25 protein-coding genes and 1 pseudogene are annotated in these 26901 nt (G+C 71.6%); 15 read left to right on the top strand and 11 right to left on the bottom strand.

The genetic code is table 11. From position 1 onward, the window contains the following. Positions 1-111 precede the first annotated feature (111 nt). A complete protein-coding gene (locus ACIGWZ_RS13920; RefSeq protein ID WP_400064071.1) occupies positions 112-1584 on the top strand; it encodes an NCS2 family permease in 1473 nt (490 codons plus the stop codon). Positions 1585-1600: 16 nt separating this feature from the next. On the opposite strand, the gene ACIGWZ_RS13915 is transcribed toward ACIGWZ_RS13920, so the two are convergent. Then, entirely contained in the window at positions 1601-1789 is a 189-nt protein-coding gene (locus ACIGWZ_RS13915) for a ribbon-helix-helix protein, CopG family (RefSeq protein ID WP_400064069.1), read from the bottom strand. A gap of 152 nt (positions 1790-1941) precedes the next feature. Here ACIGWZ_RS13915 and ACIGWZ_RS13910 point away from each other — a divergent pair, with 152 nt between their 5' ends. From ACIGWZ_RS13910 to thpR, 3 genes are all read left to right on the top strand, one after another. Continuing rightward, positions 1942-2379 (top strand): MarR family winged helix-turn-helix transcriptional regulator, encoded by a 438-nt coding sequence (locus ACIGWZ_RS13910; protein ID WP_046926505.1) that lies wholly within the window; start codon positions 1942-1944, stop codon positions 2377-2379. 28 nt (positions 2380-2407) lie between these two features. Next, positions 2408-3877, top strand: coding sequence for an MFS transporter (locus tag ACIGWZ_RS13905; RefSeq protein ID WP_400064066.1), 1470 nt, complete (start codon positions 2408-2410; stop codon positions 3875-3877). Between the two features lie 100 nt (positions 3878-3977). Beyond that, positions 3978-4550: an RNA 2',3'-cyclic phosphodiesterase gene (thpR, locus tag ACIGWZ_RS13900; RefSeq protein WP_400064064.1), complete on the top strand. Its 573-nt coding sequence runs from the start codon at positions 3978-3980 to the stop codon at positions 4548-4550. A gap of 181 nt (positions 4551-4731) precedes the next feature. Here the strand turns inward: thpR and ACIGWZ_RS13895 are convergent, their stop codons facing one another. Together ACIGWZ_RS13895 and ACIGWZ_RS13890 are read right to left on the bottom strand one after the other, a co-directional pair. Next, the gene (locus ACIGWZ_RS13895) at positions 4732-5730 is read right to left on the bottom strand and encodes an aldo/keto reductase (protein ID WP_400064444.1); all 999 of its coding nucleotides are present in this window, start codon (positions 5728-5730) and stop codon (positions 4732-4734) included. 324 nt (positions 5731-6054) lie between these two features. Continuing rightward, a complete protein-coding gene (locus ACIGWZ_RS13890; protein WP_400064062.1) occupies positions 6055-6768 on the bottom strand; it encodes a GDSL-type esterase/lipase family protein in 714 nt (237 codons plus the stop codon). A 99-nt stretch (positions 6769-6867) separates the two neighbouring features. Between ACIGWZ_RS13890 and ACIGWZ_RS13885 the strand changes: the two genes are divergently transcribed. Continuing rightward, a complete protein-coding gene (locus ACIGWZ_RS13885) occupies positions 6868-7893 on the top strand; it encodes a hypothetical protein (RefSeq protein ID WP_400064060.1) in 1026 nt (341 codons plus the stop codon). A 57-nt stretch (positions 7894-7950) separates the two neighbouring features. On the opposite strand, the gene ACIGWZ_RS13880 is transcribed toward ACIGWZ_RS13885, so the two are convergent. Both ACIGWZ_RS13880 and ACIGWZ_RS13875 read right to left on the bottom strand, forming a co-directional pair. After that, on the bottom strand, positions 7951-8385 hold the full coding sequence (locus tag ACIGWZ_RS13880) for a PPOX class F420-dependent oxidoreductase (protein ID WP_400064058.1): 435 nt from the start codon (positions 8383-8385) through the stop codon (positions 7951-7953). Between the two features lie 31 nt (positions 8386-8416). Next, positions 8417-9241: a TetR/AcrR family transcriptional regulator gene (locus ACIGWZ_RS13875; RefSeq protein WP_400064056.1), complete on the bottom strand. Its 825-nt coding sequence runs from the start codon at positions 9239-9241 to the stop codon at positions 8417-8419. Between the two features lie 148 nt (positions 9242-9389). Here ACIGWZ_RS13875 and ACIGWZ_RS13870 point away from each other — a divergent pair, with 148 nt between their 5' ends. The 3 genes from ACIGWZ_RS13870 (at position 9390) to ACIGWZ_RS13860 (ending at position 12083) form a co-directional block, all read left to right on the top strand. Next, positions 9390-10391 carry an ATP-binding cassette domain-containing protein gene (locus tag ACIGWZ_RS13870; protein WP_400064054.1) on the top strand — a complete coding sequence of 334 codons (1002 nt, stop codon included), beginning with the start codon at positions 9390-9392 and terminating at the stop codon, positions 10389-10391. Then, positions 10388-11269 (top strand): ABC transporter permease, encoded by an 882-nt coding sequence (locus ACIGWZ_RS13865; RefSeq protein WP_400064052.1) that lies wholly within the window; start codon positions 10388-10390, stop codon positions 11267-11269. The genes ACIGWZ_RS13870 and ACIGWZ_RS13865 overlap by 4 nt, the downstream gene beginning before the upstream one ends. 61 nt (positions 11270-11330) lie before the next feature. Next, positions 11331-12083 carry a DUF6333 family protein gene (locus ACIGWZ_RS13860; protein WP_400064050.1) on the top strand — a complete coding sequence of 251 codons (753 nt, stop codon included), beginning with the start codon at positions 11331-11333 and terminating at the stop codon, positions 12081-12083. On the opposite strand, the gene ACIGWZ_RS13855 is transcribed toward ACIGWZ_RS13860, so the two are convergent. Beyond that, on the bottom strand, positions 12058-13548 hold the full coding sequence (locus ACIGWZ_RS13855; protein ID WP_400064049.1) for an MFS transporter: 1491 nt from the start codon (positions 13546-13548) through the stop codon (positions 12058-12060). The genes ACIGWZ_RS13860 and ACIGWZ_RS13855 overlap by 26 nt on opposite strands. Before the next feature lie 95 nt (positions 13549-13643). Here ACIGWZ_RS13855 and ACIGWZ_RS13850 point away from each other — a divergent pair, with 95 nt between their 5' ends. Further along, on the top strand, positions 13644-14021 hold the full coding sequence (locus ACIGWZ_RS13850) for a winged helix-turn-helix transcriptional regulator (RefSeq protein ID WP_400064047.1): 378 nt from the start codon (positions 13644-13646) through the stop codon (positions 14019-14021). A 55-nt stretch (positions 14022-14076) separates the two neighbouring features. Here the strand turns inward: ACIGWZ_RS13850 and serC are convergent, their stop codons facing one another. Continuing rightward, the gene (gene serC, locus ACIGWZ_RS13845) at positions 14077-15195 is read right to left on the bottom strand and encodes a phosphoserine transaminase (RefSeq protein WP_400064045.1); all 1119 of its coding nucleotides are present in this window, start codon (positions 15193-15195) and stop codon (positions 14077-14079) included. A gap of 113 nt (positions 15196-15308) precedes the next feature. After that, on the bottom strand, positions 15309-16286 hold the full coding sequence (locus ACIGWZ_RS13840) for a helix-turn-helix transcriptional regulator (protein WP_400064043.1): 978 nt from the start codon (positions 16284-16286) through the stop codon (positions 15309-15311). A 54-nt stretch (positions 16287-16340) separates the two neighbouring features. Between ACIGWZ_RS13840 and ACIGWZ_RS13835 the strand changes: the two genes are divergently transcribed. Genes ACIGWZ_RS13835 through ACIGWZ_RS13825 form a run of 3 tightly spaced genes read left to right on the top strand, consistent with a single transcriptional unit; the run spans position 16341 to position 21907 of the window. Beyond that, a complete protein-coding gene (locus ACIGWZ_RS13835; protein ID WP_400064041.1) occupies positions 16341-17801 on the top strand; it encodes an FAD-binding oxidoreductase in 1461 nt (486 codons plus the stop codon). Between the two features lie 49 nt (positions 17802-17850). After that, positions 17851-20745, top strand: a complete 2895-nt coding sequence (locus ACIGWZ_RS13830) for an FAD-binding and (Fe-S)-binding domain-containing protein (protein ID WP_400064039.1) — start codon at positions 17851-17853, stop codon at positions 20743-20745. 37 nt (positions 20746-20782) lie between these two features. Further along, a complete protein-coding gene (locus ACIGWZ_RS13825) occupies positions 20783-21907 on the top strand; it encodes a hypothetical protein (protein WP_400064037.1) in 1125 nt (374 codons plus the stop codon). Positions 21908-21965: 58 nt separating this feature from the next. Here ACIGWZ_RS13825 and ACIGWZ_RS13820 read toward each other — a convergent pair whose 3' ends face one another. Then, the gene (locus tag ACIGWZ_RS13820; RefSeq protein WP_400064035.1) at positions 21966-22871 is read right to left on the bottom strand and encodes a LysR family transcriptional regulator; all 906 of its coding nucleotides are present in this window, start codon (positions 22869-22871) and stop codon (positions 21966-21968) included. A 223-nt stretch (positions 22872-23094) separates the two neighbouring features. On the opposite strand from ACIGWZ_RS13820, the gene ACIGWZ_RS13815 reads away from it, so the two are divergent. Continuing rightward, positions 23095-23985, top strand: coding sequence for an EamA family transporter (locus tag ACIGWZ_RS13815; protein WP_400064442.1), 891 nt, complete (start codon positions 23095-23097; stop codon positions 23983-23985). Positions 23986-24028: 43 nt separating this feature from the next. Here the strand turns inward: ACIGWZ_RS13815 and ACIGWZ_RS13810 are convergent, their stop codons facing one another. Both ACIGWZ_RS13810 and ACIGWZ_RS13805 read right to left on the bottom strand, forming a co-directional pair. Next, a complete protein-coding gene (locus ACIGWZ_RS13810; protein WP_400064033.1) occupies positions 24029-24262 on the bottom strand; it encodes a hypothetical protein in 234 nt (77 codons plus the stop codon). Between the two features lie 187 nt (positions 24263-24449). After that, the gene (locus ACIGWZ_RS13805) at positions 24450-24647 is read right to left on the bottom strand and encodes a hypothetical protein (protein ID WP_400064031.1); all 198 of its coding nucleotides are present in this window, start codon (positions 24645-24647) and stop codon (positions 24450-24452) included. A 342-nt stretch (positions 24648-24989) separates the two neighbouring features. Here ACIGWZ_RS13805 and ACIGWZ_RS13800 point away from each other — a divergent pair, with 342 nt between their 5' ends. Next, positions 24990-26330: a tetratricopeptide repeat protein gene (locus ACIGWZ_RS13800; RefSeq protein ID WP_400064029.1), complete on the top strand. Its 1341-nt coding sequence runs from the start codon at positions 24990-24992 to the stop codon at positions 26328-26330. Between the two features lie 20 nt (positions 26331-26350). Continuing rightward, a pseudogene (locus ACIGWZ_RS13795) lies at positions 26351-26767 on the top strand (NUDIX hydrolase); the annotation flags it as partial. Positions 26768-26901 lie beyond the last annotated feature (134 nt).

Raw genomic sequence — 26901 nt, 5'->3', positions numbered from 1 at the left:
ATCCAATCTGATCCGGTTGATTGTGTTTGTGTCCCTGGCCCTGTCCCGCTCGTGCTTCCGGGCTCGTGGGCCCCTGCGCCTGATCCAAGGCCCGTCCGACTGAGGTCCCGCATGCCCCCCTCGGCCACCACGCCGGTCGACATCCTCAAGAACCCGGCTCCGCAGCCGCCCAGGAACGGCTTCGACCGCTTCTTCAAGATTTCCGAGCGGGGGTCGACGATCGGCCGCGAACTCCGCGGCGGCCTGGCGACGTTCTTCGCGATGGCCTACATCATCGTGCTGAACCCGATCATCCTCGGTTCCGGTGTCGACAAATTCGGCCACCACCTCGACAACGGCCAGCTGGTCACCGCCACGGCGCTGATGGCCGGCCTGAGCACGGTCCTGATGGGCCTGATGGGCAACGTCCCGATCGCCATCGCCGCCGGCCTCGGCATCAACGCCGTCGTCTCGCTCCAACTCGCCCCCAAGATGAGCTGGCCGGACGCGATGGGCATGGTCGTGCTCGCCGGTCTGGTGCTGATGATCCTGGTCGCCTCGGGCCTGCGGCAGCGGGTGATGGACGCGATCCCCAACGGCCTGCGCCGGGCCATCGCCATCGGCATCGGCCTGTTCATCTCGCTGGTCGGCCTCGTCGACGCCGGCTTCGTCACCCGTAACCCGGACGCCGCGCACACCACCGTGCCGATGAGCCTGGGCCAGGGCGGCCAGCTCCAGGGCTGGCCGGTGCTGGTGTTCGTGCTCGGCCTGGTGCTGATGTTCGTCCTGACCGTACGGAAGACCAAGGGCGCCATCCTCATCGGCATGGTGACGATGGCGGTGGTCGCGATCGCCATCAACGCCGTCGCCGACATTCCGGATGCGGCGTGGGGGCTGGCCGTCCCGAACGTCCCGGAGAAGATCATCGGCGCGCCGGACTTCGGCCTGATCGGCCAGGTCAGCCTCTTCGGCGGCTTCAAGGAAGTCGGCGTGCTGACCGGCTGCCTGTTCGTCTTCACGGTGCTGCTGTCCGGCTTCTTCGACGCGATGGGCACCATCATCGGCGTCGGCGAGGAGGCCGGGCTGCTGGACAACGAGACCGGCAACCTGCCGAACATGGGCCGGATCCTGATGGTGGACGGCATCGCGGTCGCGGCCGGCGGCGCGGGCTCCGCCTCCGCCAACACCTGCTTCGTGGAGTCCACGGCCGGCGTCGGCGAGGGCGCCCGTACGGGCCTGGCGAACCTGATGACCGGCGGGCTCTTCCTGCTCGCGCTGATCTTCACGCCGCTGGCCACGGTCGTCCCGTCCCAGGCCGCGACGCCCGCGCTCCTCGTCGTCGGCTTCCTGATCCTGGCCTCGAACGTCAAGGACATCGACTGGGGCGACTTCACCGTCGGCATCCCGGCGTTCCTGACGGTGATCTCGATGCCGTTCACGTACAGCATCACCAACGGCATCGGCATCGGCGTGCTGTCGTACATCCTGCTGCGCACGGCGACCGGACGGTTCAAGCAGATCCCGTGGCTGCTGGACGCGGTCGGGCTCTGCTTCCTCGTCTACTTCCTGCTGCATCCGATCGAGCAGGCGCTGGGCGTGAAGTGACCGGCGGCGACCGGCTTCACAACGGCGGCGCCTCGTAGAACCGCTCCGTCTCGTCGACCGACGTCTTGAAGCGTTCGTCGAAATCATCGCGGATGAGCGTCCGGACGACATAGTCCTGGACGCTCATTCCGCGTTTTGCGGCGTGCTGCCGAATGCGCTCCAGCAACTCACTGTCGACGCGCAGGCTGAGCACTCTCGATCCCATAAGGACACGGTCCCGGTACGAGCCGGTCAGGCGGGCGGCTTTCCGCAGCGTCCTCACCCATATGGGTGAGCGGAGGGGGAAATCGGGGAGCGCCCCGGTGGCCCCACCCCTACGGCTTTACTTAGAAAAGGTAATGAGTTATGCTAACGACCATGCCGGAACTGTCCAGCGGCGACGACGCTGCCGCCGTGAACGCTCTGCGGTCCGCCGTGATGCGCCTGTCGCGCCGCCTCAAGCACCAGCGGGTCGACGAATCGCTGAGCCCCACCGAGATGTCGGTGCTCGGCACCCTCGCCCGGTGCGGCCACGCCACGCCCGGCGAGCTGGCCCGCAAGGAGCATGTGCAGCCGCCGTCGATGACCCGCATCGTGGCGATGCTGGAGGCCAAGGGGCTGGTCCGGCTGGAGCCGCACCCCGACGACCGGCGCCAGAAGGTCGTCACGCAGACGGAACAGGCCGAGGCGATGCTCGAAGAGAGCCGCCGCAAGCGCAATGCCTGGCTCGCCGAGCTGGCCTCCGGGCTGGACGATGACGAGTGGGCGAAGGTACGGGCCGCAGCTCCCGTGCTGGAGAAACTCGCACAGCTGTAAGACCCCAGGCCGAGGAGGCGAAGCCACTTTGAGTACGGGATCCGGAGCACACTCCGCCCCCGCACCGAACTCCGACCACGACACGGTTTCCGACGACGCGACCGCGACCACCCCGGGCACCACAGCAGCCCCGGGTATCGCCGCCGGCCCCGCCGCCACACCGCGCAAGGGCACGTTCAGTTCGCTGAGGATCCGCAACTACCGCCTCTTCGCCACCGGCCAGGTGGTGTCCAACACCGGCACCTGGATGCAGCGCATCGCCCAGGACTGGCTGGTGCTGAGCCTGACCGGCTCGTCCGGTGCCGTCGGCATCACCACCGCGCTCCAATTCCTGCCGATGCTGCTCTTCGGCCTGTACGGCGGCGTGATCGCCGACCGCTTCGCCAAGCGGAAGCTGCTGCTGGTCACGCAGTCCGCGATGGGGCTGACCGGCCTGGCTCTGGCTGTGCTCACCCTCAGCGGCCAGGTGCAGGTCTGGCACGTCTACCTGGTGGCCTTCCTCCTCGGACTGGTCACCGTCGTCGACAACCCCTGCCGCCAGGCCTTCGTCTCCGAAATGGTCGGCCAGGCGGATCTGCGCAACGCCGTCAGCCTCAACTCCGCGAACTTCCAGTCCGCCCGGCTGATCGGACCGGCCGTCGCCGGTGTGCTGATCACCGCCCTGGGCAGCGGCTGGGCCTTCCTGTTCAACGGCCTGTCCTTCCTGGCGCCCCTCATCGGTCTGCTGATGATGCGGACGTCCGAACTCCACAAGGCCACCTCCGTCCCGCGCGGCAAGGGACAGCTGCGGGAGGGCCTGCGGTACGTCTCCGGGCGGCCGGAGCTGATCTGGCCCATCGTCCTGGTCGGCTTCATCGGCACCTTCGGCTTCAACTTCCCGATCTGGCTGACCGCGTTCGCCGCCCAGGTCTTCCATGCCGGGGCCGGCACGTATGCCCTGTTCAACGGCCTGATGGCGGCCGGCTCGCTGATCGGCGCGCTGCTCGCCGCCCGGCGCGCCACCTCCCGGCTGCGGCTGCTGGTCGGCGCGGCGCTGGCCTTCGGTGCCCTGGAGGTGGTGGCCGCGCTCAGCCCGTCGCTCTGGGTCTTCGCGGCGCTGCTCGCCCCCATCGGCATCTTCGGCCTGACCATCAACGTCACGGCCAACTCCAGCATCCAGATGGCCACCGATCCGCTGATGCGCGGCCGGGTGATGAGCCTGTTCATGATGGTTTTCGTGGGCGGTACGCCGCTGGGTGCGCCGCTGGTCGGCTGGATCACGGACACCTTCGGAGCCCGTATCGGCTTCCTGGCGGGTGGCGTGATCTCCGCCGCGGCCGCGGCGGCCATCGGCCTGATCCTGGCCCGGCTGGGCGGCCTGCGGCTGAAGATAGACCTGCGGCGGGGGCGGCAGCATGTGGCCTTCGTGGCGCGCGGGGTGCCGGCGGCGTCCGGGGAGGCCGGGGAAACCGAGGAAGCCGGGGAGGCCGGGGGGAAGCGGGTCACCGTGTCGGCGTGAGGGCGTGTGCCCCCGTCCCGGGCGGCTCGTGAGCGGCGCCCGGGGCGGCTCGTCGCCGCTTCCCCTGCGAGGTGATCGCCCCTTGGGCGAGACTGGCCGTATGAGACTCTTCGCCGCCGTGCTGCCCCCTGGCTCCGCCATCGCCGAACTGGCCGATGAGGTGGCGCAGTTGAAGGCGCTGCCCGGGGCGGACCGGCTGCGCTGGACCGGGCAGGACGGGTGGCATTTCACGCTCGCGTTCTACGGGGAGGTGCCGGACGAGGTGCTGCCCGAGCTCCAGGAACGCCTGGCGCGGGCCGCGCGGCGGCAGACGCCGTACGAGCTGCGGATCGCGGGCGGCGGACGGTTCGACGACCGGGTGGTGTGGGCCGGCGGCGAGGGCGAGCTGGCCGTGATGGGCAAGCTGGCGGACGCGGCGGAGGCGGCCGGGCGCCGGGCCGGTGTGACGGCGGACGCGCACCGTACGTACCGCCCCTACCACCCGCATCTCACGCTCGCCCGCAACCGCAGCGACCAGCACCTCGCCCCCTTCGCGGCCGGTATGGACGGCTTCCGGGGCGCCGCGTGGACCGTCGGGGAACTGGCGCTGATGCACAGCCATCCGCCGCAGCCGGGCATCGCCGGCCGGCAGCCCCACTACGAGAAGCTGACGTCCTGGCCCCTGGGGCACTGACCGGGCCAGGGCCGTCGAGGTGCCCGGATCCGGTCCGGTTACGCTCTTTGGGTGGATCCCAAAACCCGTAACCGGATCATGTCCGGGCTCTTTGCCGTGCTGCTCGTCGTGGTGATCGTGGCGGCGGCCATGCGCTGAATGCGTTGCCCACGGGCCGCCGCCGTTCGCCGGGCGTGCCGGCTCACCAGGCGAAAGCCTCCGGCGACGGGCCGGGGCCCGGGAAGATCTCGTCGAGGGACGTCAGCAGCTCCGCCGGCAGCTCCAGCTCGACCGCGCGCAGCGCGGAGGCGAGTTGTTCGGTGGTGCGCGGGCCGACGATCGGGCCGGTCACCGCGGGCCGGGTGAGCAGCCAGGCCAGCGCGACCTCGCCGGGCTGCAGGCCGTGCTTGTCGGCGAGGTCCTCGTAGGCCTGGATCCGCGCGCGGGCCGCGGGGTCGGCCAGCATGTCGGCGGCGCGCCCGGAACTCGTCCGGCCGGTGCCGCCCTCCCGCTCCTTGCGGAGGGCGCCGCCGAGCAGCCCGCCGTGCAGTGGCGACCAGGGGATGATCCCGAGGCCGTACCCCTCGGCGGCCGGGACGACCTCCATCTCGGCGCGCCGCTCGGCGAGGTTGTACAGGCACTGTTCGCTGACCAGACCGTACGAACCGCGCCGCCGTGCCGTCTCGTTGGCCTGTGCGATGTGCCAGCCGGCGTGGTTGGACGACCCGGCGTAGAGGATCTTGCCCTGCTGGACGAGGACGTCGATGGCCTGCCAGATCTCGTCCCAGGGCGTGTTCCGGTCGACGTGGTGGAACTGGTAGAGGTCGATGTAGTCGGTGCCCAGGCGGCGCAGGCTGGCGTCGACCGCGCGCCGGATGTTGAGCGCAGAGAGCTTGTGGTGGTTGGGCCAGACCGGGCCGTCGTCGGTGCCCATGTTGGCGTAGACCTTGGTGGCCAGTACGGTCCTGTCGCGCCGGCCGCCGCCCCTGGCGAACCAGGAGCCGACGATCTCCTCCGTACGGCCCTTGTTCGCGCCCCAGCCATAGACGTTGGCGGTGTCAAAAAAGTTGACGCCCGCTTCGAGCGCGGCGTCCATGATCGTGTGGCTTTCGGCCTCGTCCGTCTGAGGCCCGAAGTTCATGGTGCCGAGGACCAGTCGGCTGACCTGGAGTCCGGTGCGTCCGAGCTGCGTGTACTTCATGGTCACCCAGCCAACGCCTTGGAGTGCGCTCGAATCAACCCCCTCCGCCGCGCGGCGGAGGGGATTCCTGCTTCGGGAGGATTCCGGTGGTGTCCGGCCCGGGGGAAGGTGCTGATGCCGCACGCTCAGCTTCGGGTCCGGCGTCGCGCGGGGGCGTCTCCGGCGCTCGGAGCGGGTGCGGGCTCCGGCCCGGGTACGGGGGTCGGGGCCCGGTGCGGCGGGTGTCGCGGGTCGCAGGTCAGGCGGTGTCGCGGGCGCCCCGGGTGGCGTCCGTCCGCGCGAACGAGGAGACCCGGACTCCGCGCCGCAAGACCGCGCCCGGCGTCATCGAGCAGGCGTCATCGGCACTCGGTCCGACGGGTACGCGTACCGTCCCCCCACGCCCCACGCCTGCTGCATCGCCTCGGCGAACGCCCCCGCCAGCAGGTGCTCGCCCAGGGCCGACGGATGCGTCCCGTCGTACGTGGCGCTCTCGATCTCCCAACCGCCGGGCTCGGAGGCCAGCAGCAACGGCGAGCCGGGCGTGGAGAGATCGGCCACCGCCTTGCCCAGCAACTCGTTGAACCGCTCGCACTGCGCCCCGAACGCGGCATCCGTCGCGGCCCGCACATTGCGTATGACGGGCATCAGCACCGCCCGTATCCGCGGCGCCGCCTCCCGCGCCCCCGTCACAAAGCGCCGGACGTTCTCCGCGGTCTGCTCGGCGTTCGTATAGAACCCCAGGTCTATGAGTCCGAGCGACACCAGCAGCGTGTCGGCCTCGTACCGGCGCACCGCGTCCCCGATCAGCGGCGCCATGTGCAGCCAGCCCTCACCCCATCCCGCGAGATGCCCGCGCGCCTCCTGGGGAAAGCCGGGGTCCGCGTAGTCGTACGAGGTGGGTGAGTCCTGGAGGGTGTCATGCAGCGCGTGGCGCGGTCCGACGATGCGGTAGGAGCCGTCGTACGTCGCGTTCAGGTGCTGCCACATGCGATGGCGCCACGTGAAATCGCCGGCGGCGCCGATGGTCATCGAGTCACCGACGAACATGATCCTCATCCGGACATGATGGCCGAGAAGTCGCCGAGAAACCCTACTCCCGGGTACGTGACGCTGGCCACGCCCCCTTCCCACGGGCCGGGATGGCACTCTGTCCCCATGCGTTCGCTTCTGTGCGCGGCCGGTGCCGCGGGGATCCTGTGGGCGGCGGCGATTGCGCCGGCCGCGGCCGACGAGCCCGACGGCTTCACCATCGGCGACTCCCGGATCACCGAGTCCAGCGGGCTGGCCGCCAGCCGCACGCACCCCGGGATCTACTGGACCCACAACGACAGCGACGACGGCCCCTACGTCTACGCCGTCGACGGCAGAACCGGCCGTACGGTCGCCCGGATCACCCTGCGGGGCATCGGCAAGCCCCGGGACGTGGAGGCCATCTCCCTCGGCCCCGACGGGAACATCTACGTCGGCGACATCGGTGACAACTTCGGCGGCTCCTGGGACCACGTCTGGATCTACCGCTTCCCCGAGCCGAAGCGGCTGCGCGACGCCACCGTCACCGCCGCCCAGTTCACGGTGAAGTACGCGGACGGGCCGCGCGACGCCGAGGCGCTGATGGTGCACCCCAAGACCGGCCGGGTCTATATCGCCAGCAAGAAGCAGGACGGCAGCGGCGCGCTCTACGAGGGCCCGCAACGGCTGACGACCGCCGGTACGAACACGTTCCGCAAGGTCGCGCCGATCGATCTGTGGGTGACGGACGGGGCGTTCTCGCCGGACGGCACCCGGCTGGTCATGCGCAGCTATTTCGGTGCGCGGATCTACCACTGGCGCAACGGGCGGCCGAAGGACGACATCGGCAGCGTGGGGGTGCCGATCCAGCAGCAGGGGGAGTCGGTGACCTTCACCCGCGACGGCCGGACGCTGATGTACGGGTCGGAGGGCGACCGCAGCGAGGTCGAGCCGGTCGGGCTGAGCGGGGACCAGCTGCCGGAGTCGGCGCGGGGCGACCGTCCGGTGGAGGGCGGGGCGGGCGGCAACGGCGATGCGGGGAAGGGGAGTTCGGGGCGCGGCCCGTCCGGGCCTTCCGGCGCGACGGAGCCCGGCTTCGTGAAGGGCGTGCTGGTGCTCGGGCTGGCCGCGGTGGTGGTGGTCGGGGCGCGCCGGATGCTGCGTAAGCGGTAAGCGGTAAGCGGTAAGCGGTAAGCGGCAGGTGGGAGGCGGTAAATGAGCCGGCGGGGGCTACGAGGCGCCCGCGCCGCCTCCGGTGCCGCCCTCGCCGTTCACCAGGCGCAGCTCGTAATGCAGCGTCTTCTCCTTCTTGAGACGGTGCGCCAGCGGCACCAGCAGCCCGTGGATCAGCGGATATTTACGGGTCAGGGAGCGCTCGGCGCGCCGGTACTCGCGGGTCTGCGGGTCGAGCAGCCGTGCCCGTGCCCGGTACGTGGGGCCGGTCGGACGGCCGCGCCAGGTGGCGGCGCAGATCTCCACGTCCGGAAAGTTCCGCATCCGCTTGACCTTCCAGGCGCTGCCGTAGGTGCGGAAATAGGCGTGGTCGCCGTCGACGGCGAGATTGACCGGTGTGCCGACGCCGGTGCCGTCCCGCTTGTATGTGGTGAGCAGGATCGCCCCCTGGCGTTCGAACTCGGCGAGGCCGGGGATCGGTGGAGTCGTCATGCCTCCATACAGGCACATTCGGACCGTTTCGTCACTCCGTGAGGGGGTCGCGTTCCGCGATGCGTCCGTTCGGGTGTCCCTTCGGGGCTCCGTTCGGACGGGTGTCGGCGGTGCGGGTGGCGATGACCGCGGCGAAGCCGTCCAGCAGTGCGGACAGGCCCAGTTCGAAGACCGGGTTGTCGCCGCCGGTGAACGCGTCCTCGGCGAGTCCGGCCAAAGTGGGGTAGCGCCCGCTGCGCATGGCCTGGTTGAGGATCGGCTCCTGGGCGCGCCAGAAGTCCTCGGCGCTGATGCCGGTGCGTTGTTCGGCGTGGGCGGAGTTGAGCTGGGTGCGGGCGGTGCCGCTGACGAAGCCGTCGAGGGCGACCATGACGTGGACCTTCTCGCGGTCGGTCAGTCCCGTGCCGGCCAGGGCGCGCAGCGCGTACTCGAACACGTCCAGGGCGTTGGGCCCCAGCAGCGGGTGGGAGCGGTCGACCTGGAGCAGCCAGGGGTGGCCGTGGTGCAGCCGCCAGTTGGTGCGGGCGACGGCTTCGAGCGCGGGGCGCCAGCCGGTGGCGGGGTCGGGGTGCGCGGCGGCGTCGAACTCCACGACCTTGTCGAGCATCAGGTCGAGGAGTTCGGCCTTGCCCGGTACGTAGCGGTAGAGCGACATCGTGCCCACGCCGAGTTCGGCGGCGACCCGGCGCATGGAGAGCGCGCCCAGCCCCTCGGCGTCGGCGACCGCCACCGCGGCGGTGACGATCCGGTCGAGGGTCAGGCCCGGCTTCGGTCCCCGGCCGGGGCGTTCGCCGGTGCCCCAGAGCAGCTCCAGGCTGCGTGAGAGGTCGCCGCTGCCGCTGTGTTCTGTCGTCATCGTGCCGCCATCCTATGCGGCCCCACGGAGAACTGGGTACGTTGTACGCTCAATCGGGTACGGTGTACCCAGTTTTGGCGAGCGAGGAGGCGATGTGGTGAGGGCGAGCGTCGGGAATGCGGCGTCGGCGTCGGGCGACGCGGTGTTAATGGAAGGGGTGGCGAAGCGGTACGGGGAGAAGCGCGCGCTGGACGGGCTCGATCTCGCCGTACGCCGCGGAACGGTCCATGGGCTGCTCGGGCCGAACGGCGCGGGCAAGACCACGGCCGTCCGCATCCTGGCCACCCTGCTGCGGATGGACGGCGGCCGGGCGACGGTGGCCGGGTACGACGTGGCGCGCGAGCCCGTACGGGTGCGGCGGCGGATCGGCCTGGCGGGCCAGTACGCCGCCGTCGACGAGATCCTGACCGGCCGCCAGAACCTGGAGATGTTCGGGCGGCTCTTCCACCTGGGCGCCCACAGGTCCCGCGAGCGGGCCGCCGAACTCCTGGAGCGGTTCGACCTCGCCGAAGCGGCCGGGAAACGGGCCGGGGCCTACAGCGGCGGGATGCGCCGCCGCCTCGACCTGGCCGCCAGCCTGATCCTCGCCCCCGACGTCCTCTTCCTCGACGAGCCCACCACCGGCCTGGATCCGCGCGGCCGCAACGAGGTCTGGGGGGCGGTCCGCTCCCTCGTGGCGACCGGTACCACCGTCCTCCTGACCACCCAGTACCTCGACGAGGCCGACCAGTTGGCCGACCGCATCGCCGTCATCGACCACGGCCGGACGATCGCCGACGGCACCCCCGCGGCGCTCAAGCGGCGGGCCGGCGGGGACGGCATCCGGGTGGTGGTGCGCGGCGCGGCCGATCTGCCGCGGGCGGTGGAGGCCGTGGCGCGGGTCGCCGCGGACGCGGTGCGGCCGGCCGTCCACGCGGCGGAGCGGCGGATCGAGGCCCCGGTGACGGACGGCGTCGCCGCGCTGACCGATGTCGCGCGCACGCTCCAGGACGCGGGCGTCGGCGTCGAGGACATCGGCCTGCGGCGGCCCACGCTGGACGAGGTCTTCCTCCGGCTGACCGGACGGGGCGCGGGCCCGGAGGCGGACGGCACGGCCGGGGCGACCGGCGCGAACGGCAAGGCCGACGAGGAAGAGGTGGCGTCCGTATGAGCGCCGGAACCGTCCTGCACATCCCTCCGCACGGCGGTCCGCCGCCCCGTTCCGCCGGCCCGGACGGGCCCGCGGACGAGACCTTCGTCCGCCGCCTCGGCTGGGCGTTCGCCGACTGCTGGACCCTCGTCCGCCGCGACCTCACCCACCTCCTCGGTCAGCCCGTCAACATCGCCTGGCAGCTGGGCTTCCCGGTCGTCTCCGTCCTGCTCTTCGTCTACGTCCTGGGCAGCGCCATGGTCGTCGGCGACGGCGTCGACTACACCACCTACGCGATGCCCGGCATCTTCGCCATGACGGTCGCCTTCGGCTTCATGAACACCGCCCTGATCGTCGTCATCGACCGGGACCGGGGCGTCACCGACCGCTTCCGTTCGCTGCCGATGGCGCCCTCCGCCGTGGTCAGCGGCCGGGGCGTGGCCGACCTGCTCAACGCCGCCGTCGGCCTGGCCGTCCTGGCCGGGATAGCGGTGCTCGTCGGCTGGCGCTCCAGCGGCGGCCTGCCCGCCACCCTCGCCGCCTTCGCCCTGCTCCTCCTCCTGCGCTTCGCGCTCACCTGGATCGGCATCCTCATCGGCCTCATGGTCCCCAACCAGGAGATGGCCGGCGGTCTGTACGCGCTCGCCTACCCGTTCGCCATGATCTCCAGCGTCTTCACCCCACCGTCCAAGATGCCCGACTGGCTGGGCACCCTCGCCAGGTGGAACCCGGTCTCCTCCACCGCCGACGCCACTCGCGCACTCTTCGGCAACCCGGTTACCACGGGCGGCAGTTGGGTGGAGTCGCATGCGGTGCTGATGGCGGTGGTGTGGCCGGTGGTCATCACCGCGGTGGTCCTGCCGCTGGCGGTGTGGAGGTTCCAGCGGCTGAGCCGGTGAGGGGCGGGTCGGACCGATCGGCTCAACTGCGGTGTCAGTGGCTGCGGTTAGCGTCGACACCATGACGACCGCGGAAGCCGACGAGAAGCCCGAGTACCTCAAGCCGCACGGCGGCCAGACCGAACTGACCTTGCTCTTCCCGCCGTTCCGCGCCTCGGGGGCGCGCGGCGGTCCGTCGCCTTCAGAGGCGCACGACCCGGTGCGCGCCCGCCGAACGGTCGAGACGCTGCTCACCGTCGATGCGGTCCTGGAGCAGCTGCCGGACCGCCGGAAGCAGGACCTGCGCTCACCGGAGGTGCGCGCCGACCTCGACCTTGTCGCCGTCGGCTGCTGGGGCAACGGCGTGCAGATTTTCGACCCCGCATGGGGGGACAACGGCCTCACGGGCGCGCTCCTGAACGAGGTCGGTGAGCAGCGTCGACTCAACCCGCAGGCCCGCATCGTCGGATGGGTGGATATGGATTACGGGCTCCACTTCACCCGGCATGTGGTGAATGTGCCCGAAGGGGCCGCCCTGTCGGTCGAGGGGTGGGACAGCGGTGAAGGCTGGACCGTCCGCGGCGACCCCGAGGAGGTGCTGCGCGCCGCGGGAATCGATCCCGCGTCGGTGCGGGAGCGGTACATCAGGCTTGAGGACGCCGATGACCCCGATGACCCCGGAGACCGGTACCTGCACGACTGGGACGCCTACGCCGGCCTCTTCCACGAGGGCTTCGACGACCTCGGCGACCCCGACCTGAAGGTGTCCGTCTTCCGGGTGCGCCGCACGCGGCGCGCCGAGAGCGACATCAGGGAGGCGTGGTGGGGCTCTTGACCCGACCGGGGGTCCGCTCCCGCAGCAGCGTCGCCGCCAGTACCGCCGTGACGGCCAGCCCGGCGGCCGCCACGCCGCACACCGCGGCGAACCCGTCGTCGTACGCCCGCCGGGCGGCCCCGAGAGCGGGGTGCGCGGCGGCCTCGCTCAGCCGCCGCACCCCCGTCAGCACGGTGCCCAGGACGGCCACGCCCAGGCCCGCCCCCAGCTCGAACGCCGTCTCCTGGATGGCGGCGGCCTCACCGGAGCGTTCGGGGCGGGCCGCGCCCATGATGGCGTCGGCGCCCAGGGTCATGACGATGCCCGCTCCGTAACCCGCCACCACGAGCAGGGGCACGAGCGACCCGTAGGCGCCGGTGTCAGCGGACGCGGACAGCGCCGCGAGGGCGGCGGCGAAGGCGGCCAGGGCTCCGGTCAACGACCGGCGGCCGCCCCAACGGCCGGACAACCACGGTGCGGTGGCGGCCCCGACGGCATTGGCGGCCGCCAGCGGCATCAGGGCGAGACCGGCCCGCAGCGGCGCGTATCCGCCGACCCGCTGCAGCCACTGGGTGAGGAAGAACAGCAGCGCGACATAGCTGCCGAAGCAGACGACGACGCAGACGGTGGCGACGGAGAAGCGGCGGTCGGCGAAGAGGGCGAAGTCCAGGAGCGGTTCGGCCAGCCGGCGCTGACGTCGGACGAAGAGGAGGAGAAGGAGCGCGCCGGTGACGGCGGCGAGGAGGAGACCGGGGCTCACCGCGAGCCGCGCGCCCGCCTGTTTCAGGGCGTAGACGGCGACCGCCAGGCCGCCGATCGACAGGGCGACGCTGGTCAGGTCCCAGCGGCGCGGCACCGGGTTCTTCGACTCGGGGATGATCCGGGCGCCGACGACCAGGATGGCCGCGGCGATCGGCACATTGACGAGGAACGCGGCGCCCCAGCCCCAGCGTTCGGTCATCGCCCCGCCCACCAGCGGGCCGAGGGTCGCCCCCACGCTGTGCGCGGCGGTCCACAGGCCGAGGGCGACGGCGCGTTCGCGGTCGTCGGGGAAGACGACCCGGACGAGGGCCACCGTCGACGCCATGATCATCGCGGCTCCGGCCCCGAGCGCGACCCGGGCGGCGATCAGCTCTCCCGTGGACGACGAGAACGCGGCCGCCGCGGAGGCCAGGCCGAACAACGCGAAGCCGCCGAGCACCATGCGCTTACGGCCGATCCGGTCGCCGAGCGTCCCGCAGGTCACCAACAGGGCGGCCACCGTCAGGGCGTAGACATCGACGATCCACAGCAGCGCGGTGCCGCCGGGGTGCAGCTCCCGGCTCATGCTGGGCACCGCGACATGGAGGACCGTCAGATCGATGCCGCACAGCAGCAGACTGACGCAGAGAACGGCCAGTACCGCCCAGCGGCTTCTCGACGGCTTTGGCGGTCCCGGCTCCTCGACGCGCGCCGCTACCGGGCAGGGGGCTTCGCTGTGTGCCATAGCGGCACTCTCTGTTCTACTGGCCCCCGGGAACAAGTACGGTCAAAAAAGTGCCGTAGTACCACTCTGTATACCCACGGGGAAAGGAAGACGCCGTGCGAGGCGACGTGCGGAACACCCAGGAATACTGCGCCATCGAAATCGCCATGGAAGTGCTCGGCGGGCGCTGGAAATTGGCCGTACTGAAATTGCTGCTGGAACACGGCACGCTGCGTTTCGGGGCACTCCGGCGCGCGCTGCCGAGCATCACCCAGCGCATGCTCACCCGTCAGCTCCGCGAGATGGAGGCCGATGACCTGGTGATACGCACCGTCTACGGAGAGGTCCCGCCGAAGGTGGAGTACTCCCTGACGGAGACCGGCGCCTCCCTCCGCGACGTCGCGGCACAACTCGACACATGGGGCCGCCGGTACCGGGAAACCCATGGCTCCGCCGCGCCGGCAGGCAACGAAACCGCCGAGGAAAAGGCGTAGGCCCCGGCAGTTGCCCGCCGGGGCCCAGGGAATTGCGCAAAAAGCGGCGCGCCCGTTACAGCTTCTCGATGACGTAATCGATGCAGGCGGTCAGGGCCTCGATGTCCGACGGCTCGATGGCCGGGAACATCGCGACGCGCAGCTGGTTGCGGCCGAGCTTGCGGTACGGCTCGGTGTCGACGATGCCGTTGGCGCGCAGGGCCTTGGCGATGGCCGACGCGTCGATGTCGTCGTTGAAGTCGATCGTGCCGATGACCGCCGACCGCTTGGCCGGGTCGGTGACGAACGGGGTGGCGTACTTGGAGTCCTCGGCCCAGCCGTAGAGGGTGCGCGCGGAGGTCGCCGTGCGGCGGACCGCCCAGTCCAGGCCGCCCTGGCCGTTGAGCCACTCCAGCTGCTCGTTGAGCAGGAAGAGGGTGGACAGGGACGGGGTGTTGTACGTCTGGTTCTTGAGGGAGTTGTCGATCGCCGTGGGGAGCGAGAAGAACTCCGGGATGTGGCGGCCGGACGCGTGGATGGCGCGGGCGCGCTCCAGGGCGGCCGGGGAGAACGCCGCCAGCCAGAGGCCGCCGTCGGAGGCGAAGGACTTCTGCGGGGCGAAGTAGTAGACGTCGGTCTGGGCGATGTCCACGGGGAGGCCGCCGGCGCCGGAGGTGGCGTCGACCAGCACGAGGGAGCCGGAGTCGGCGCCCGCGACGCGCTGGATGGGGGCCGCGACGCCGGTCGAGGTCTCGTTGTGGGTGAACGCGTAGACGTCCACGCCCGCCTCGGCCGCGGGCTCCGGGTGCGTACCGGGCTCGGACGCGATCACGGTGGGCTCGGCCAGCCACGGCGCCAGCTTGGCGGCCTTGGCGAACTTGGAGGAGAACTCGCCGAAGGAGAGGTGCTGGGACTTGTTCTCGATCAGGCCGTGCGTCGCGATGTCCCAGAACGCGGTGGAACCGCCGTTGCCGAGGACGACCTCGTAGCCCTCGGGGAGCTGGAAGAGATCGCGTACGCCGTCGCGCACCTTGCCGACCAGGTTCTTGACCGGGGCCTGGCGGTGGGACGTGCCGAGAAGAGAGGAACCGGTGGCGGCCAGGGCGCCGAGCGCCTCCGTACGCACCTTGGAGGGGCCCGCGCCGAAGCGTCCGTCGGCGGGCTTGATGTCAGCGGGAATCTGGATATCAGCCACGGAGGAAGCCTAATCCGTCATCGTGGGGCGTCCGGCGGCGCGTCCACCGGATGAGATGACGGTGAGTCGTGCGGTGAGACGGCAGGACACCGGCCGGCCCTTGGACGCTCGCCCTACGGGCCCGCCGTGTCACCGCCGTAGATATCGCCGACGGCGGCCGCCGCCCGCGCCATCACCCGCCGCGCCTCCGGGGGATCCAGCACCTCGAGCGTGTCGCTGAACTGGAGCAGCTGGCGGACGGCCTCGACGACGGGGAGCGCCAGCTCGATGACGGCCCACTCGTCCTCGCTCTCACCCGTTCGGGGCGGTCCCGTCAACGCCGACCCCAGGATGCGTACGGCCATGTCCAGCCGGTCGCGGCGGATCCGGGCCGTCACCCGCACGCCCACCGGCCGCTCCTCCACCCCGCGCCGCAGCTCCTCCCACACCCCGGCCAGCTCCACGCCCGCGCGGCGCCGCACCGGAGCGTCGGTGAGGGTCGCCGACGCCACCCGGTCGGCCCGGAACAGCTGCGGCCTGCCGCGTCGGTCGGCCACCAGGTACCAGGTGCCCGCCTTGGCCACCAGCCCGTACGGATCGACCGTGTACGTCCGCAGGCGGGTCTCGCCGCCGTGGCGGTAGCGGATGCGCAGCCGCAGATCGGTGAAGACGGCGGTGTGGAGTTCGTCGAGGTCGACGGCGGGGCGCGGGCCGGACAGCCATCTGTCCGGGTCGACCAGGATCCGGCGGCCCGCCAGCTCGGCGGCCGGGCGGTGCGGCGCGGGCAGCGCCGCCATCACCTTGCGCAGCGCGGAACCGAGCGCGTCGTCCAGGCCGAGGGCGGCGTGCGCGCCCTGCGCGGCCAGGATGAACAGAGCCCGCGCCTCGTCGGTGGTCATCCCCGTCACATCCGTACGGAATCCGGGCAGCAGCGCGATCCCGCCGTGCCGCCCGCGCTCGGCGTAGACCGGCACCCCGGCCGCCGACAGCGACTCGATGTCGCGGTAGACGGTCCGGGTGGAGACCTCCAGCCGCTCGGCGAGCTCGGGGGCCGGGACCCGTCCGCGGGTCTGGAGCAGCAGGAGGATGGACAGCAGCCGGTCGGACTTCACACCCGCTTTTATATATGACGGCGGGTGTCAGGTTATTGCCCCAGAGTGCGGCGCATGAAGAGCAACGGCCCCGCGCAGCCCACCGCCCCGCACCCCGCGTCCGCCCTCGACCCCGCCGCCCTCGCGGCCCTCGTACGGCAGGTGCGGGGCCCCGTCCTCCTCCCCGGCGACGCCGGCTACGACGCCGAACGCTCCGGCTACCAGACGGCCTACCGCCACCGCCCGGCCGTCATCGTCGGCGCCGAGCACGCCGACGACGTGGCCGCCGCGGTCGGCTTCGCCCGCGCCCACGGCCTCCCGGTCGCCGTCCAGGCCACCGGCCACGGGCTGTCCGCGGCCACCGACGGCGGGCTGCTGATCAGCACGCGGCGGATGGCGGAGGTCCGGGTGGACCCGGCGGCCCGCACCGCACGGGTCGCGGCGGGCGTCGTCTGGGGCCAGGTCATCGAGGCGGCCGCCCCGCACGGACTCGCCCCGCTCAACGGATCCTCCCCGGGCGTCGGCGTCATCTCGTACACCCTCGGCGGCGGAGTCGGCATCCTGGCCCGCACCTACGGATTCGCCGCCGACCAGGTCCGCTCCCTCGACCTCGTCACCGCCGACGCCGAGCGGCGGCACCTCACCCCCGACAGCGACCCCGAGCTCTTCCGGGCGCTGCTCGGCGGCGGCCACGGCCTGGGCGTGGTGACCGCGATGGAGTTCGCCCTGGTGCCGGTGGCGCGACTGTACGGCGGACAGCTGGTGTTCGACGGCGAGCGGATCGACGACGCGCTGGCCGCCTACCTCCGCTGGACCGGGACCGTCCCGGACGAACTGACCTCGTCGCTCGCGCTGATCGCCTACCCCGACATCCCCCAGCTGCCCGAGGCGCTGCGCGGCCGCTATCTCACCCAGATCCGGATCGCGTACACCGGCAGCGCCGAGGACGGCGAACGGCTGGTGGCGCCGCTGCGCGCGGTCGGCCCGCCCTTCCGCGACGACCTGCGCGAGATGCCGTACGCCGAGTCGGACACCATTCACCAGGACCCGAGCCGACCGCACGCCTACAACGGCGACAACGCGCTGCTCAGCGGGCTGGACGCGGCCGCGCTGCGCCGGGTGGCCGCGCTGACCGGCCCTCAGGCGCCCATGATGACCGTGGTGCAGCTCAACCACCTCGGGGGCGCGATGGCCACCGGCGCCGGTGCGGTCGGCCATCGCGACGCCCGCTACGCGCTGCGGCTGCTCTCGCCGTTGGACGGCACAAACGCGGCGGCGGTACAGGCGCGCCACGCGCAGGCGTTCGCGGCCGTCGAGCCCTGGCGGCTCGGCCGGAGCGTGAACTTCCTGCTGGGCGGCCACGGGGAGCGGCCGGATGCGGCGGACGTGGCCCGCAGCGTGCACGACGCCGCGGAGCACCGGCGGCTGGCGGGGCTCAAGGCCGTCCACGACCCGGAGAACGTCTTCCGCTTCCACCCGGCCGGGGCCGCGGCGGAGGAGCGTACGCCGGCCGCCGCCACCACCCTCGCGAACTAACGGCCCCGTCGACGGGCCATGAACCCGCTTCAGTGGGCAGGCTGAGGGCATGGCTGATCGTACGGAGACGGAGCAGCGGGACCTGGAGCGGGAACTGACGGCGGCGGTACGCGGGGAGGTCTCGTTCGCCGCCGCCGACCGGGCGCTGATGACCATGGACGCGTCCAACTACCGGCGGGTGCCCCGGGCGGTGGTCGCACCCCGGGACGCCGAGGACGTCGCGGCGGCGCTGCGGGTGTGCCGGGAGCGCGGCGTGCCGGTGGTGCCGCGCGGCGGCGGCACCAGCATCGCCGGGCAGGCGACCGGCGTCGGCGTCGTCCTCGACTTCACCCGCCATCTGCGCCGCATCGTGTCCCTCGACCCCGAAGCCCGCACCGCCGTCGTCCAACCCGGCGTCATCCTGGACGACCTGCGGGCCGCCGCGGCCCCGCACGGCCTGACCTTCGGCCCCGACCCCTCCACCCACAGCCGCTGCACCCTCGGCGGCATGATCGGCAACAACTCCTGCGGCTCCCACTCCGTGGCCTGGGGCACCACCGCCGACAGCGTCCGCGCGCTGGAACTGCTGACGTACGGCGGCGAGCGGGTACGGGCGGGCCGCGGCACGGACCCCACCGGCGCGCCGACCGGCCTGCCGCCCCGCCTCCGCGACGGCGTCAAGGCCCTGGTCGACCGGGAGTTGGCGCTGCTGCGCACCGGCTACCCCGCCGACCTGCCCCGCCGTATCTCCGGCTACGCCCTCGACGCCCTCCTCCCGGAGGCGGGCACCGACCTCGCCCGCGCCCTCACCGGCAGCGAGGGCACCCTCGGCGTGCTGACCGAGGCGACCGTGCGGCTGGTCCGGACCCCGGCGGCCCGCGCGCTCGCCGTCCTCGGCTACCCCGACGAGAGCGCGGCGGCCGAGTCGGCCCACACCCTCCTCGTGCATCGCCCGCTCACCGTCGAGGGCATGGCCGCCGACCTGGTCGGCGGCGCGACCGGGCTCCCCAAGGGCGGCGCCTGGCTCTTCGTGGAGACGGGCGGCGACAGCCCCGGGGAGGCTGCGGCCCGCGCCGAGGCGCTGTGCCGGGCGGCGGCCGACGGCACCACCGACCACACCGTCGTCGCGGACCCGGCCGGGCAACGGGCCCTGTGGCGGATCCGCGAGGACGCCTCGGGCACGGCGACCCGTACGCCGGACGGCGGCGAGGCCTGGCCCGGGTGGGAGGACTGCGCCGTGCCGCCCGCCCGGCTGGGGCCGTATCTACGGGACTTCCGCGCCCTCCTCGCCCAATACGGACTGCGCGGCACCCCCTACGGCCACTTCGGCGACGGCTGCATCCACATCCGTATCGATTTCGACCTGCTGAGCGATCCCGGAATCCGCCGCTTCCGCGAATTCTCCTACGACCTGGGCGAGTTGGTGGTCTCCCACGGCGGCTCCCTCTCCGGCGAGCACGGGGACGGCCAGGCCCGCGCCGAACTCCTGCCGAAGATGTACGGCCGGGAACTGGTCGACCTCTTCGGGCGTTTCAAGGATGTCTGGGACCCGGCGGGCGGCCTCAACCCCGGCATGCTCGTACGCCCCGCCCGCCTCGACGAGAACCTCCGCTTCGACGTCCTGCCCCGACGCCCCGTCCCGGTGGAATTCGGCTATCCGGACGACAACGGCGACTTCTCCGCCGCCGTACGCCGCTGCGTGGGCGTCGCCAAATGCCGTACGGCCGCGCTGGGGCCCGCCTCCACGGACGTCATGTGCCCCTCGTTCCGTGCCACCGGAGAGGAACAGCACTCCACCCGCGGCCGGGCCCGCCTCCTGCACGAGATGCTGGCCGGCGAGGTGATCACCGACGGCTGGCGCTCGCCCGAGGTGCGCGACGCGCTCGACCTCTGCCTGTCCTGCAAGGGCTGCCGCAGCGACTGCCCGGTCGGCGTCGACATGGCGACCTACAAGGCCGAATTCCTGCACCACCACTACGAGGGCCGCATCCGCCCCGCCGCGCACTACGCGATGGGCCGCCTGCCGCAGTGGCTCCGCGCCGCGGCCCCGGCCGCCCCCGTCCTCAACGCCCTCGCCCGTACGCCCCTGGCCGCCGTCGCCAAACGCCTCGGCGGCATCGCCCCCGAGCGCGCCATCCCGCACCTGGCCACCGAACCCTTCACCCGCTGGTGGTGGCGCCGCCGGACCCCGGCGACCGGCCGCACCGTGATCCTCTGGCCCGACACCTTCACCAACTACCTCTCACCGGAGGTCGGCCGAGCGGCGGTGCGCGTCCTGGAGGCGGCCGGCCTGCGCCCCCTCCTCCCCCCGACCGCACCCCTGCGTTCCGCCGGACGGCTGCCCCGCCGCCACCGCCCCCTCTGCTGCGGCCTGACCTATGTCTCCACCGGCCAGCTCGACCAGGCCCGCGCCGTCATGCGGCGCACGGTCGACGCCCTGAGCCCCCTGGTACGGGACGGCCGCCACCCCCTCGTCGTCCTCGAACCCAGCTGCGCCGCCGCCCTCCGCACGGATCTGCCCGAACTCCTCTCCGGCGACCCGCGCGCCACCCAACTGGCCTCCTCCGTCCTGACCTTCGCCGAGGCCCTGGTGACGCTGGCCCCCGACTGGCAGCCGCCCCGCATCGACCGCCCGGTGGCCGGCCAGACCCACTGCCATCAGCACGCCGTCCTCGGCGACGCCCCCGACCGCCGACTCCGCGAGCAAGCGGGCCTCACCGGCCGGCTGAGCGGCGGCTGCTGCGGCCTGGCCGGAAATTTCGGCTTCGAACGCGGTCACTACGATGTCTCCGCGGCCTGCGCCGAGGACCAACTCCTGCCCGCCGTAAGGGAGTCCGCCCCGAACACCGAAATCCTCGCCGACGGCTTCTCCTGCCGGACCCAGCTCGACCAACTGGCGAACCGCCGGGGCCGGCATCTGGCGGAGGTGCTGGCGGAGGGGCTGGGGGAGCGGCCGGGGGAGTAGAGAGAAGTCGAGGATCTCCATGACGGACATGAGGAACATGACGAACACGACGGACCCGGGATCCGGGCCCGGCGTCGACCCGGATCCGCTGGTCCTGGCGCAGTTGCTGCAACGCTGGGCGCCGGTGCATCCCGAGACCGGGCGACCCGCGTGCCGGGTGGCGATGGAGGTGCCGGAAGAGGAGCCGGACCGAGCGGCCGGGGTGCCCACTCCGGCCGGGATCGCCGCGTACGGAGGGTTTCCGGCAGTGTTCGCAGAGGCCGGGCCCGCGGGGCATCGCCACCCCCTGGCCGTGGAGCCGCTGCCCGTTGCCGCCGCGGAGATCGCCCGGCTGCTCACCCGCGCGCTCTCCACCGGCCCCGTGCCACCCGACGAGCGGGCCCGGGAACTCCTCCACGCACTGGCCGGGCAACTGACCGGGCATGCGGAACATCTGGTGCGCATCGACGTGGCCACGGAGCCGGGCGGCGTACCGCTCACCGACGAGCTGCATCTGTTCGGCTGGGGCGGTGATGACGACGGGTTCCGGCTGTCCATAGCGCCGGAGGAGTCCTTGCCGCCGCCCGCCGGCGGCCGGTGGCCGGACTTCGCCGATGTGCTGAACGGTCCCTGGGATCAGCCGTACGCCATGACCGAGGACGCGTTCCGGTACACGGACCTGGCTCTCCGGGCCGGCTGCGCGGCGGGATTGCTCGGTGAGTTCGTGCGCTTCAACAACAACGCGTGCATGGAAGTCTCCGTGGCCTTCGCGCGGCACGGCCTGCACCTGCCGCGTCATTCCCCGGACGACGCCGACGCCGCATTCCGCGCATGGTGGCTGGCGTCGGACCGCTGGGCCCACCTCGAGAACGAGGAATATTGGCCCGAGGCCGGGCCCCCGTTCCAACGGCTGGACGCACCGGCCCTGTCCGCGGTCCTGTCGGACTTCGAGGCGGGGGTCCTGGGGGCGACCGACGGACTCTCGCTCCACCTGTGGCGCGATCTGACCGCCACCGTCACCGCACACGTCACCAACGGCTCCGGCGACACCCCTCTGCTTGCCTATGCGATCGGCCTGCCCTTCGACCTCACGGCAGGCGACCTCTTCGACGGCTTCTACGGCTGTCTGCTCCTCGTCGGCCCGGAGTCCTTCGGCCTCGTCATCATCGACGCGATCTTCTGAAGCCGACGGCGTCGACGCCCGCGTTCACGGGTGCCGCCGCTGCATGCCGCCATGCGTCCTAGGCGCGGTCGTGCGGTGGTGTTGCCGTACGGGGCGGGGGCGCAGTGTGGCCGATGACCTCGCGGGCCACGGCGATCAGGTCCGGGATCCGCGGATGCCCGGGACCGTCGCGCCAGGCGAGGACGACGGGGACGGGTGGGGCGTCGGTGAGGGGGACGTAGGCCATGGCGGGGTGGGGGTGCATGCCGGCGGTGGCGGAGGTGGTGACGCCGATGGCGCGGCCGCCGGTGATGGCGGCGATCCAGTCGTCGGTGTTGCCGATGGTGATGGTGGTGGCCGGGCGGGCGGAGGCGGGCCACAGGTCGAGGGTGGTGGTGCCGGAGACGGTGTTCAGGGCGATGGTGCGGTCGGCCAGCTCGGTGAGGGTGAGGGTGGCGCGGTGCGCGAGGGGGTCGTCGGCGGGGAGGCCGGCGACGCGGGGTTCGGTGGTGAGCTGTTCGGTGACCAGGCCGGGGGCCCGTACCTCGCCGCGGAGCAGGGCCGCGTCCACCTCGCCGCGGGCGAGGCCGGCCGTGCGGTCGTCGATGCGGAGGAGTTCGAGCGGGGTGTCGGGGCACTCCTCGTGCCAGCGACGGAGCAGGGCGGTGGTGGAGGCACCGGCGGCCGACCAGGCGTGGCCCAGGCGCAGCGGCCAGGCCAGGCGGTGGGCGTGGCCGAGGGCGAGGGCGCGGTCGAAGGCGGTGACCGCGATGGCCGCCTGGTCGCGGAAGGTGAGGCCGTCGGGGGTGAGCGCCAGGTGGTGGGTCGAGCGGTCGACGAGGCGGCTGCCCAGTTCCTGTTCCAGCTGGCGGAGCGTACGGGAGACGGCGGGCTGGGTGAGGTGGAGGCGCTCGGCGGCGCGGGTGATGCTGAGTGTTTCGGCGATGGCGAGAAAGCAGCGGAAATGACGCAGCTCGATGCTCATGCGTGCGGAGCATAACAACAGGGGAAACGGCATTTCACGGAGCGGAAGGGCGGGCCTTAGCGTGGGGGATGTGAATCCCAGTCCCGGCAGCCCCGACGGCCCCATATCGGCCGGTCCCGCTTCTGTTCCCACCCGCCCCTCCGATCACCCCGGCGCCACGGCCGCCGCATCCGCGCACCCCGGCGACGGCGGTGTCCCGCAGCCCGTGCCGGCCTCGCCCGAGGTGCTGACGGCGGAGGCCCAGGCCGGGACCGCCGGGGCCGCGGGCGCGCGCGGGCGGCTCGGGTCGGCGGCGCTGGTGATCGGCGGGATCATCTCGCTGCAGTTCGGCGCCTCGGTGGCGGTGCTGCTCTTTCCGCGGGCCGGTGCGCTGGGCGTCGTCACGCTGCGGCTGGTCGCCGCCTCGCTGGTGCTGCTGCTCGCCTGCCGCCCCAAGCTGCGTGGCTATACGCGCGGCGACTGGGCCACCGTGCTCGCCTTCGGCGTCGCACTGGCAGGCATGAACTCGCTCTTCTACGAGGCGATCGACCGCATTCCGCTGGGTGCCGCCGTCACCCTGGAATTCCTCGGGCCGCTGATCCTTTCGGTGGCCACCTCGCGCCGGTTGCTGAGCCTGGTGTGGGCGGCGTTCGCGCTGGGCGGTGTGGTGCTGCTGGGGCGCGAGGGGTTCGATGGTCTCAACCTCGTCGGCGCCGCGTTCGCGCTCGCGGCCGGCGGACTGTGGGCCGCGTACATCCTGCTCTCGGCCCGTACCGGACAGCGCTTCCCGCAGGCGGACGGGCTGGCGCTGGCGATGACCGTCGCGGCGCTGCTCAGCCTGCCGCTCGGCATCTCCACCGCGGGCTCCGCCCTGCTGGACCCGGTCACCCTGGGACTGGGCGCGGCCGTCGCCCTGATGTCGTCCGTCCTGCCGTACACCCTGGAACTGCTCGCGCTGCGCAAGCTTCCGGCCTCCGGCTTCGCGGTGATGATGAGCCTGGAGCCGGCCGCGGCCGCCACCGCGGGGTTCCTCGTACTGCACCAGGCGCTGGGCTGGGCCGAGGTGCTGGCCATCGGACTGGTCGTGGCGGCGAGTGTGGGGGCGGTACGGAGCGCGGGGGCGTCGCACACCTGAGGCGACCGGGGGGAGCCGCCCCGGCACGGCGGCTCCCCCCGGTCTACCGGGGCGGGGGCGGCCCTCCCGGATGCCCGTATTCCTTGTGCCGCGTCATGTGGTCGAGCACCTCCCACAACGCGAGGCCGTTCTGCGTCCGGAGCACTTCACGCAGCTGCTCTTTCAGCAGAGCGCATCCCGGGCAGCAACTGGGATCCGCGAGTCCGGAACGCGGCACGGCCAGCGGATCCTGATGCGACACATTCCTGCGGCGCGCGCTGCCGCTGTCGTCGCTCATACCCGCACCACCTGCGGATGGGCATGGCGACGCATCTCGACGTTGCAGTCCGTCACCTTCGACCTGTCCCCCACGGCGTACGCCCTCGCGCGCTGCTCGGCCAGGGCGGCACACACATCGCATCCGGCAACCGGCACGGGCTCCGGCGCCGGTTCCCTCAGGTGAACGGGGTGGCACGTGCGGGCCATCAGCCTGCCACCTCCACACCGTGAATCCAGCGCGGCCCCGCGTCGTACCCGTGCACGGCCAGCCACAATGCCTGCCGCCGAACGCGCTGAGCCCGCCGCTCCCGCCGCTCCTCGGAGCTGAGGACATACGGACGGATCAGGTACGAGTCCTCGCCGCGCAGCAGCTCCGGCTGCCGAACGGGTACGCGGGGAGACACCGGCGTCGTCGCCGCACCCTTGCACGGTGCGGCGCGCCGTGCCTCGGCCGAACGATGGCGGCCTCGTGCGGGAAACATCAGCCGCAGCGGCGCAATTAAGAACCTCGCTGTAGCGTGGGTCATGTCGTCAACTCCCTTGTAGTTGAAGGCCACGCCCCCGGGCCGTCCACCACGGCCGCGGGGGTCCTCTCGTTTTGTCTTGCCGACCTCACAGCGGCAGTCGCGAGAGGAAGACCTGTCCTCGCTCTAGGCAACCGCTCGGCTACAGCCGGCGGTACCGTTGCGGTAGCAGCGGCTTTTAAAAGCTTTAAGCGCTCGTGCACACCGAGGAGTTGAGAGCCAGTGGCCACTCGGGAACCGAATCGGCACCTTGAACGCCTCTACCGGGAGACCGGCTGGACGCTGCGACAGTTCGTCCAGGCCGTGAACCGTGTCGGCACCGAACGAGGCACCCCGCTCAAGTACCGCGAGCCGTCGGCCCATCAATGGCGTCAAGGGCACCTGCCCAAGGAGACGGTCAGACCGCTGGTGTTGGAGGCCCTGGCGCGGAAGCTGGGGCGTCCGGTCACGCATACCGAGGCCGGGTTTCCGTCCCCCGCCGGTAGCTCGGACGCGACTCCGAGCACGGTTGAAGGACTGATCGATCTCGGTAGCGGAGACATGGACCCGTCACGCCGCAGCGTCCTCGGCATAAGTCTCTTCTCCGTTGCGCTGACCGTGCCCAATTGGCCTGACGTGGTAGGCCGAATGGAAGCCGCTCAGACCGGCCGGACTCAGCGCGTCGGAATGCCAGAGGTCGACATGGTCATTGCCATGACCGAACGAGTGTCAGAACTCGATGACCAATTCGGAGGGCGCCACGCTCGCCCTATGGCCGCGGCATTCCTCGTGAACACGGTGGCCCCGTATCTGCGGGCGGAGACGCAAGAATCGGTGCGCAAAGCAATGATGTCCGCAGCCTCCGACCTGTGCTATCTCACCGGATACATGGCGGTGGACGAGGGACTGGAAGGCCTGGCGCAGAAGTATTACCTGAAGGCGCTGGAACTGGCAGGTGCCGCTGAGGATCACCTCACGTATTGCACGACACTTCGAGGTATGAGTGTGCAGGCAGTTGATCTCGGGCACGGCCGGGAGGCTCTGCGACTGGCCGATGCCGCTGCCGCCGCCTCTCCGCAAGCGGGCCCGCGTATGCGCGCCTTCCTCGCGGGTCAGCAGGCGCACGCCGCCGCGCAAACGGGAGACCGCCACAAGGCGCTGTCGTATCTCAAAGACGCCGAAATCTCGATGGAGAAGGCGGAGGCGCGATCGAAGGCCTTTGGATCCTACGATCCCTCAGCTCTCTACTATCACGTCAGTCATGTTCGCCACGAGCTGGGAGACATTCCCGGAGCCGTTGAGGCCATGCGGGAATCGGACACGCTGTGCTACGACATCTACCGCAGGTCTCGGGTGAAGGAACGGGCAACACTCGCCGAGTTCCAACTTGAGGTGGGGCATCTGGAAGCGGCTTGTGCGACATGGAACGAAGCGCTGGACGAATATCCCCTTGTGCAAAGCGGGAGGGTTGACCAGCGCATGCGCAAAATGTCCCAACTGATCCGCCCCCATCTCAAGCATCACGCCGCACGGGAACTCTACGAACGCGCCCGGCTCGTGACTCCGGCCTTGGTCTCGCCTTAGAGCCCGTAAATGGATCAGGGTGCCTTGCCGCTTCCGCCGTCGTCGTCGACGATGTCGGGCGCATCCTGCTTCAGCGATGGCGCGACAACGGCCTGTGGGCGCTCCCCGGCGGCGGAATGGACATCACGGATTCCCTGCCGGGAACGGCCGTACGGGAAGTCAAGGAAGAGACCGGGCTGGACGTAGAGATCACAGGGCTTGTCGGCACGTACACGGATCCACGCCACATCATCGCGTACAGCGACGGAGAAGTGCGGCGACAGTTCAACGTGTGCTTTACCGCGCGTATCGTCGGTGGCTCGCTGGCGATATCTGACGAGTCCTTCGAGCTTCGATTCGTGGCCCCCGGCGAGATCGATGAGCTGCCCATGCACCACACGCAGCGACTACGGATTCAGCATTTCTTGGAACGCCGCGCAACACCATATTTGGGATAGCCGTCGAACGGTGAAGAGCCTCCGTCCGGGGCTTCGCCGCCCGGCCGCCGGGCCGTCAACCGGCTCTTCGCCCACGGCGTCCGCCGATTTCGCGGCCCCGGCCCGCGTAGCCCGGTGATCCGCACGCGCCGGGC

The organism is Streptomyces sp. NPDC053427, assembly GCF_044544985.1.
In the GTDB taxonomy this organism is placed as follows: domain Bacteria; phylum Actinomycetota; class Actinomycetes; order Streptomycetales; family Streptomycetaceae; genus Streptomyces.
This window is presented reverse-complemented; position numbering and strand designations above follow the sequence as displayed.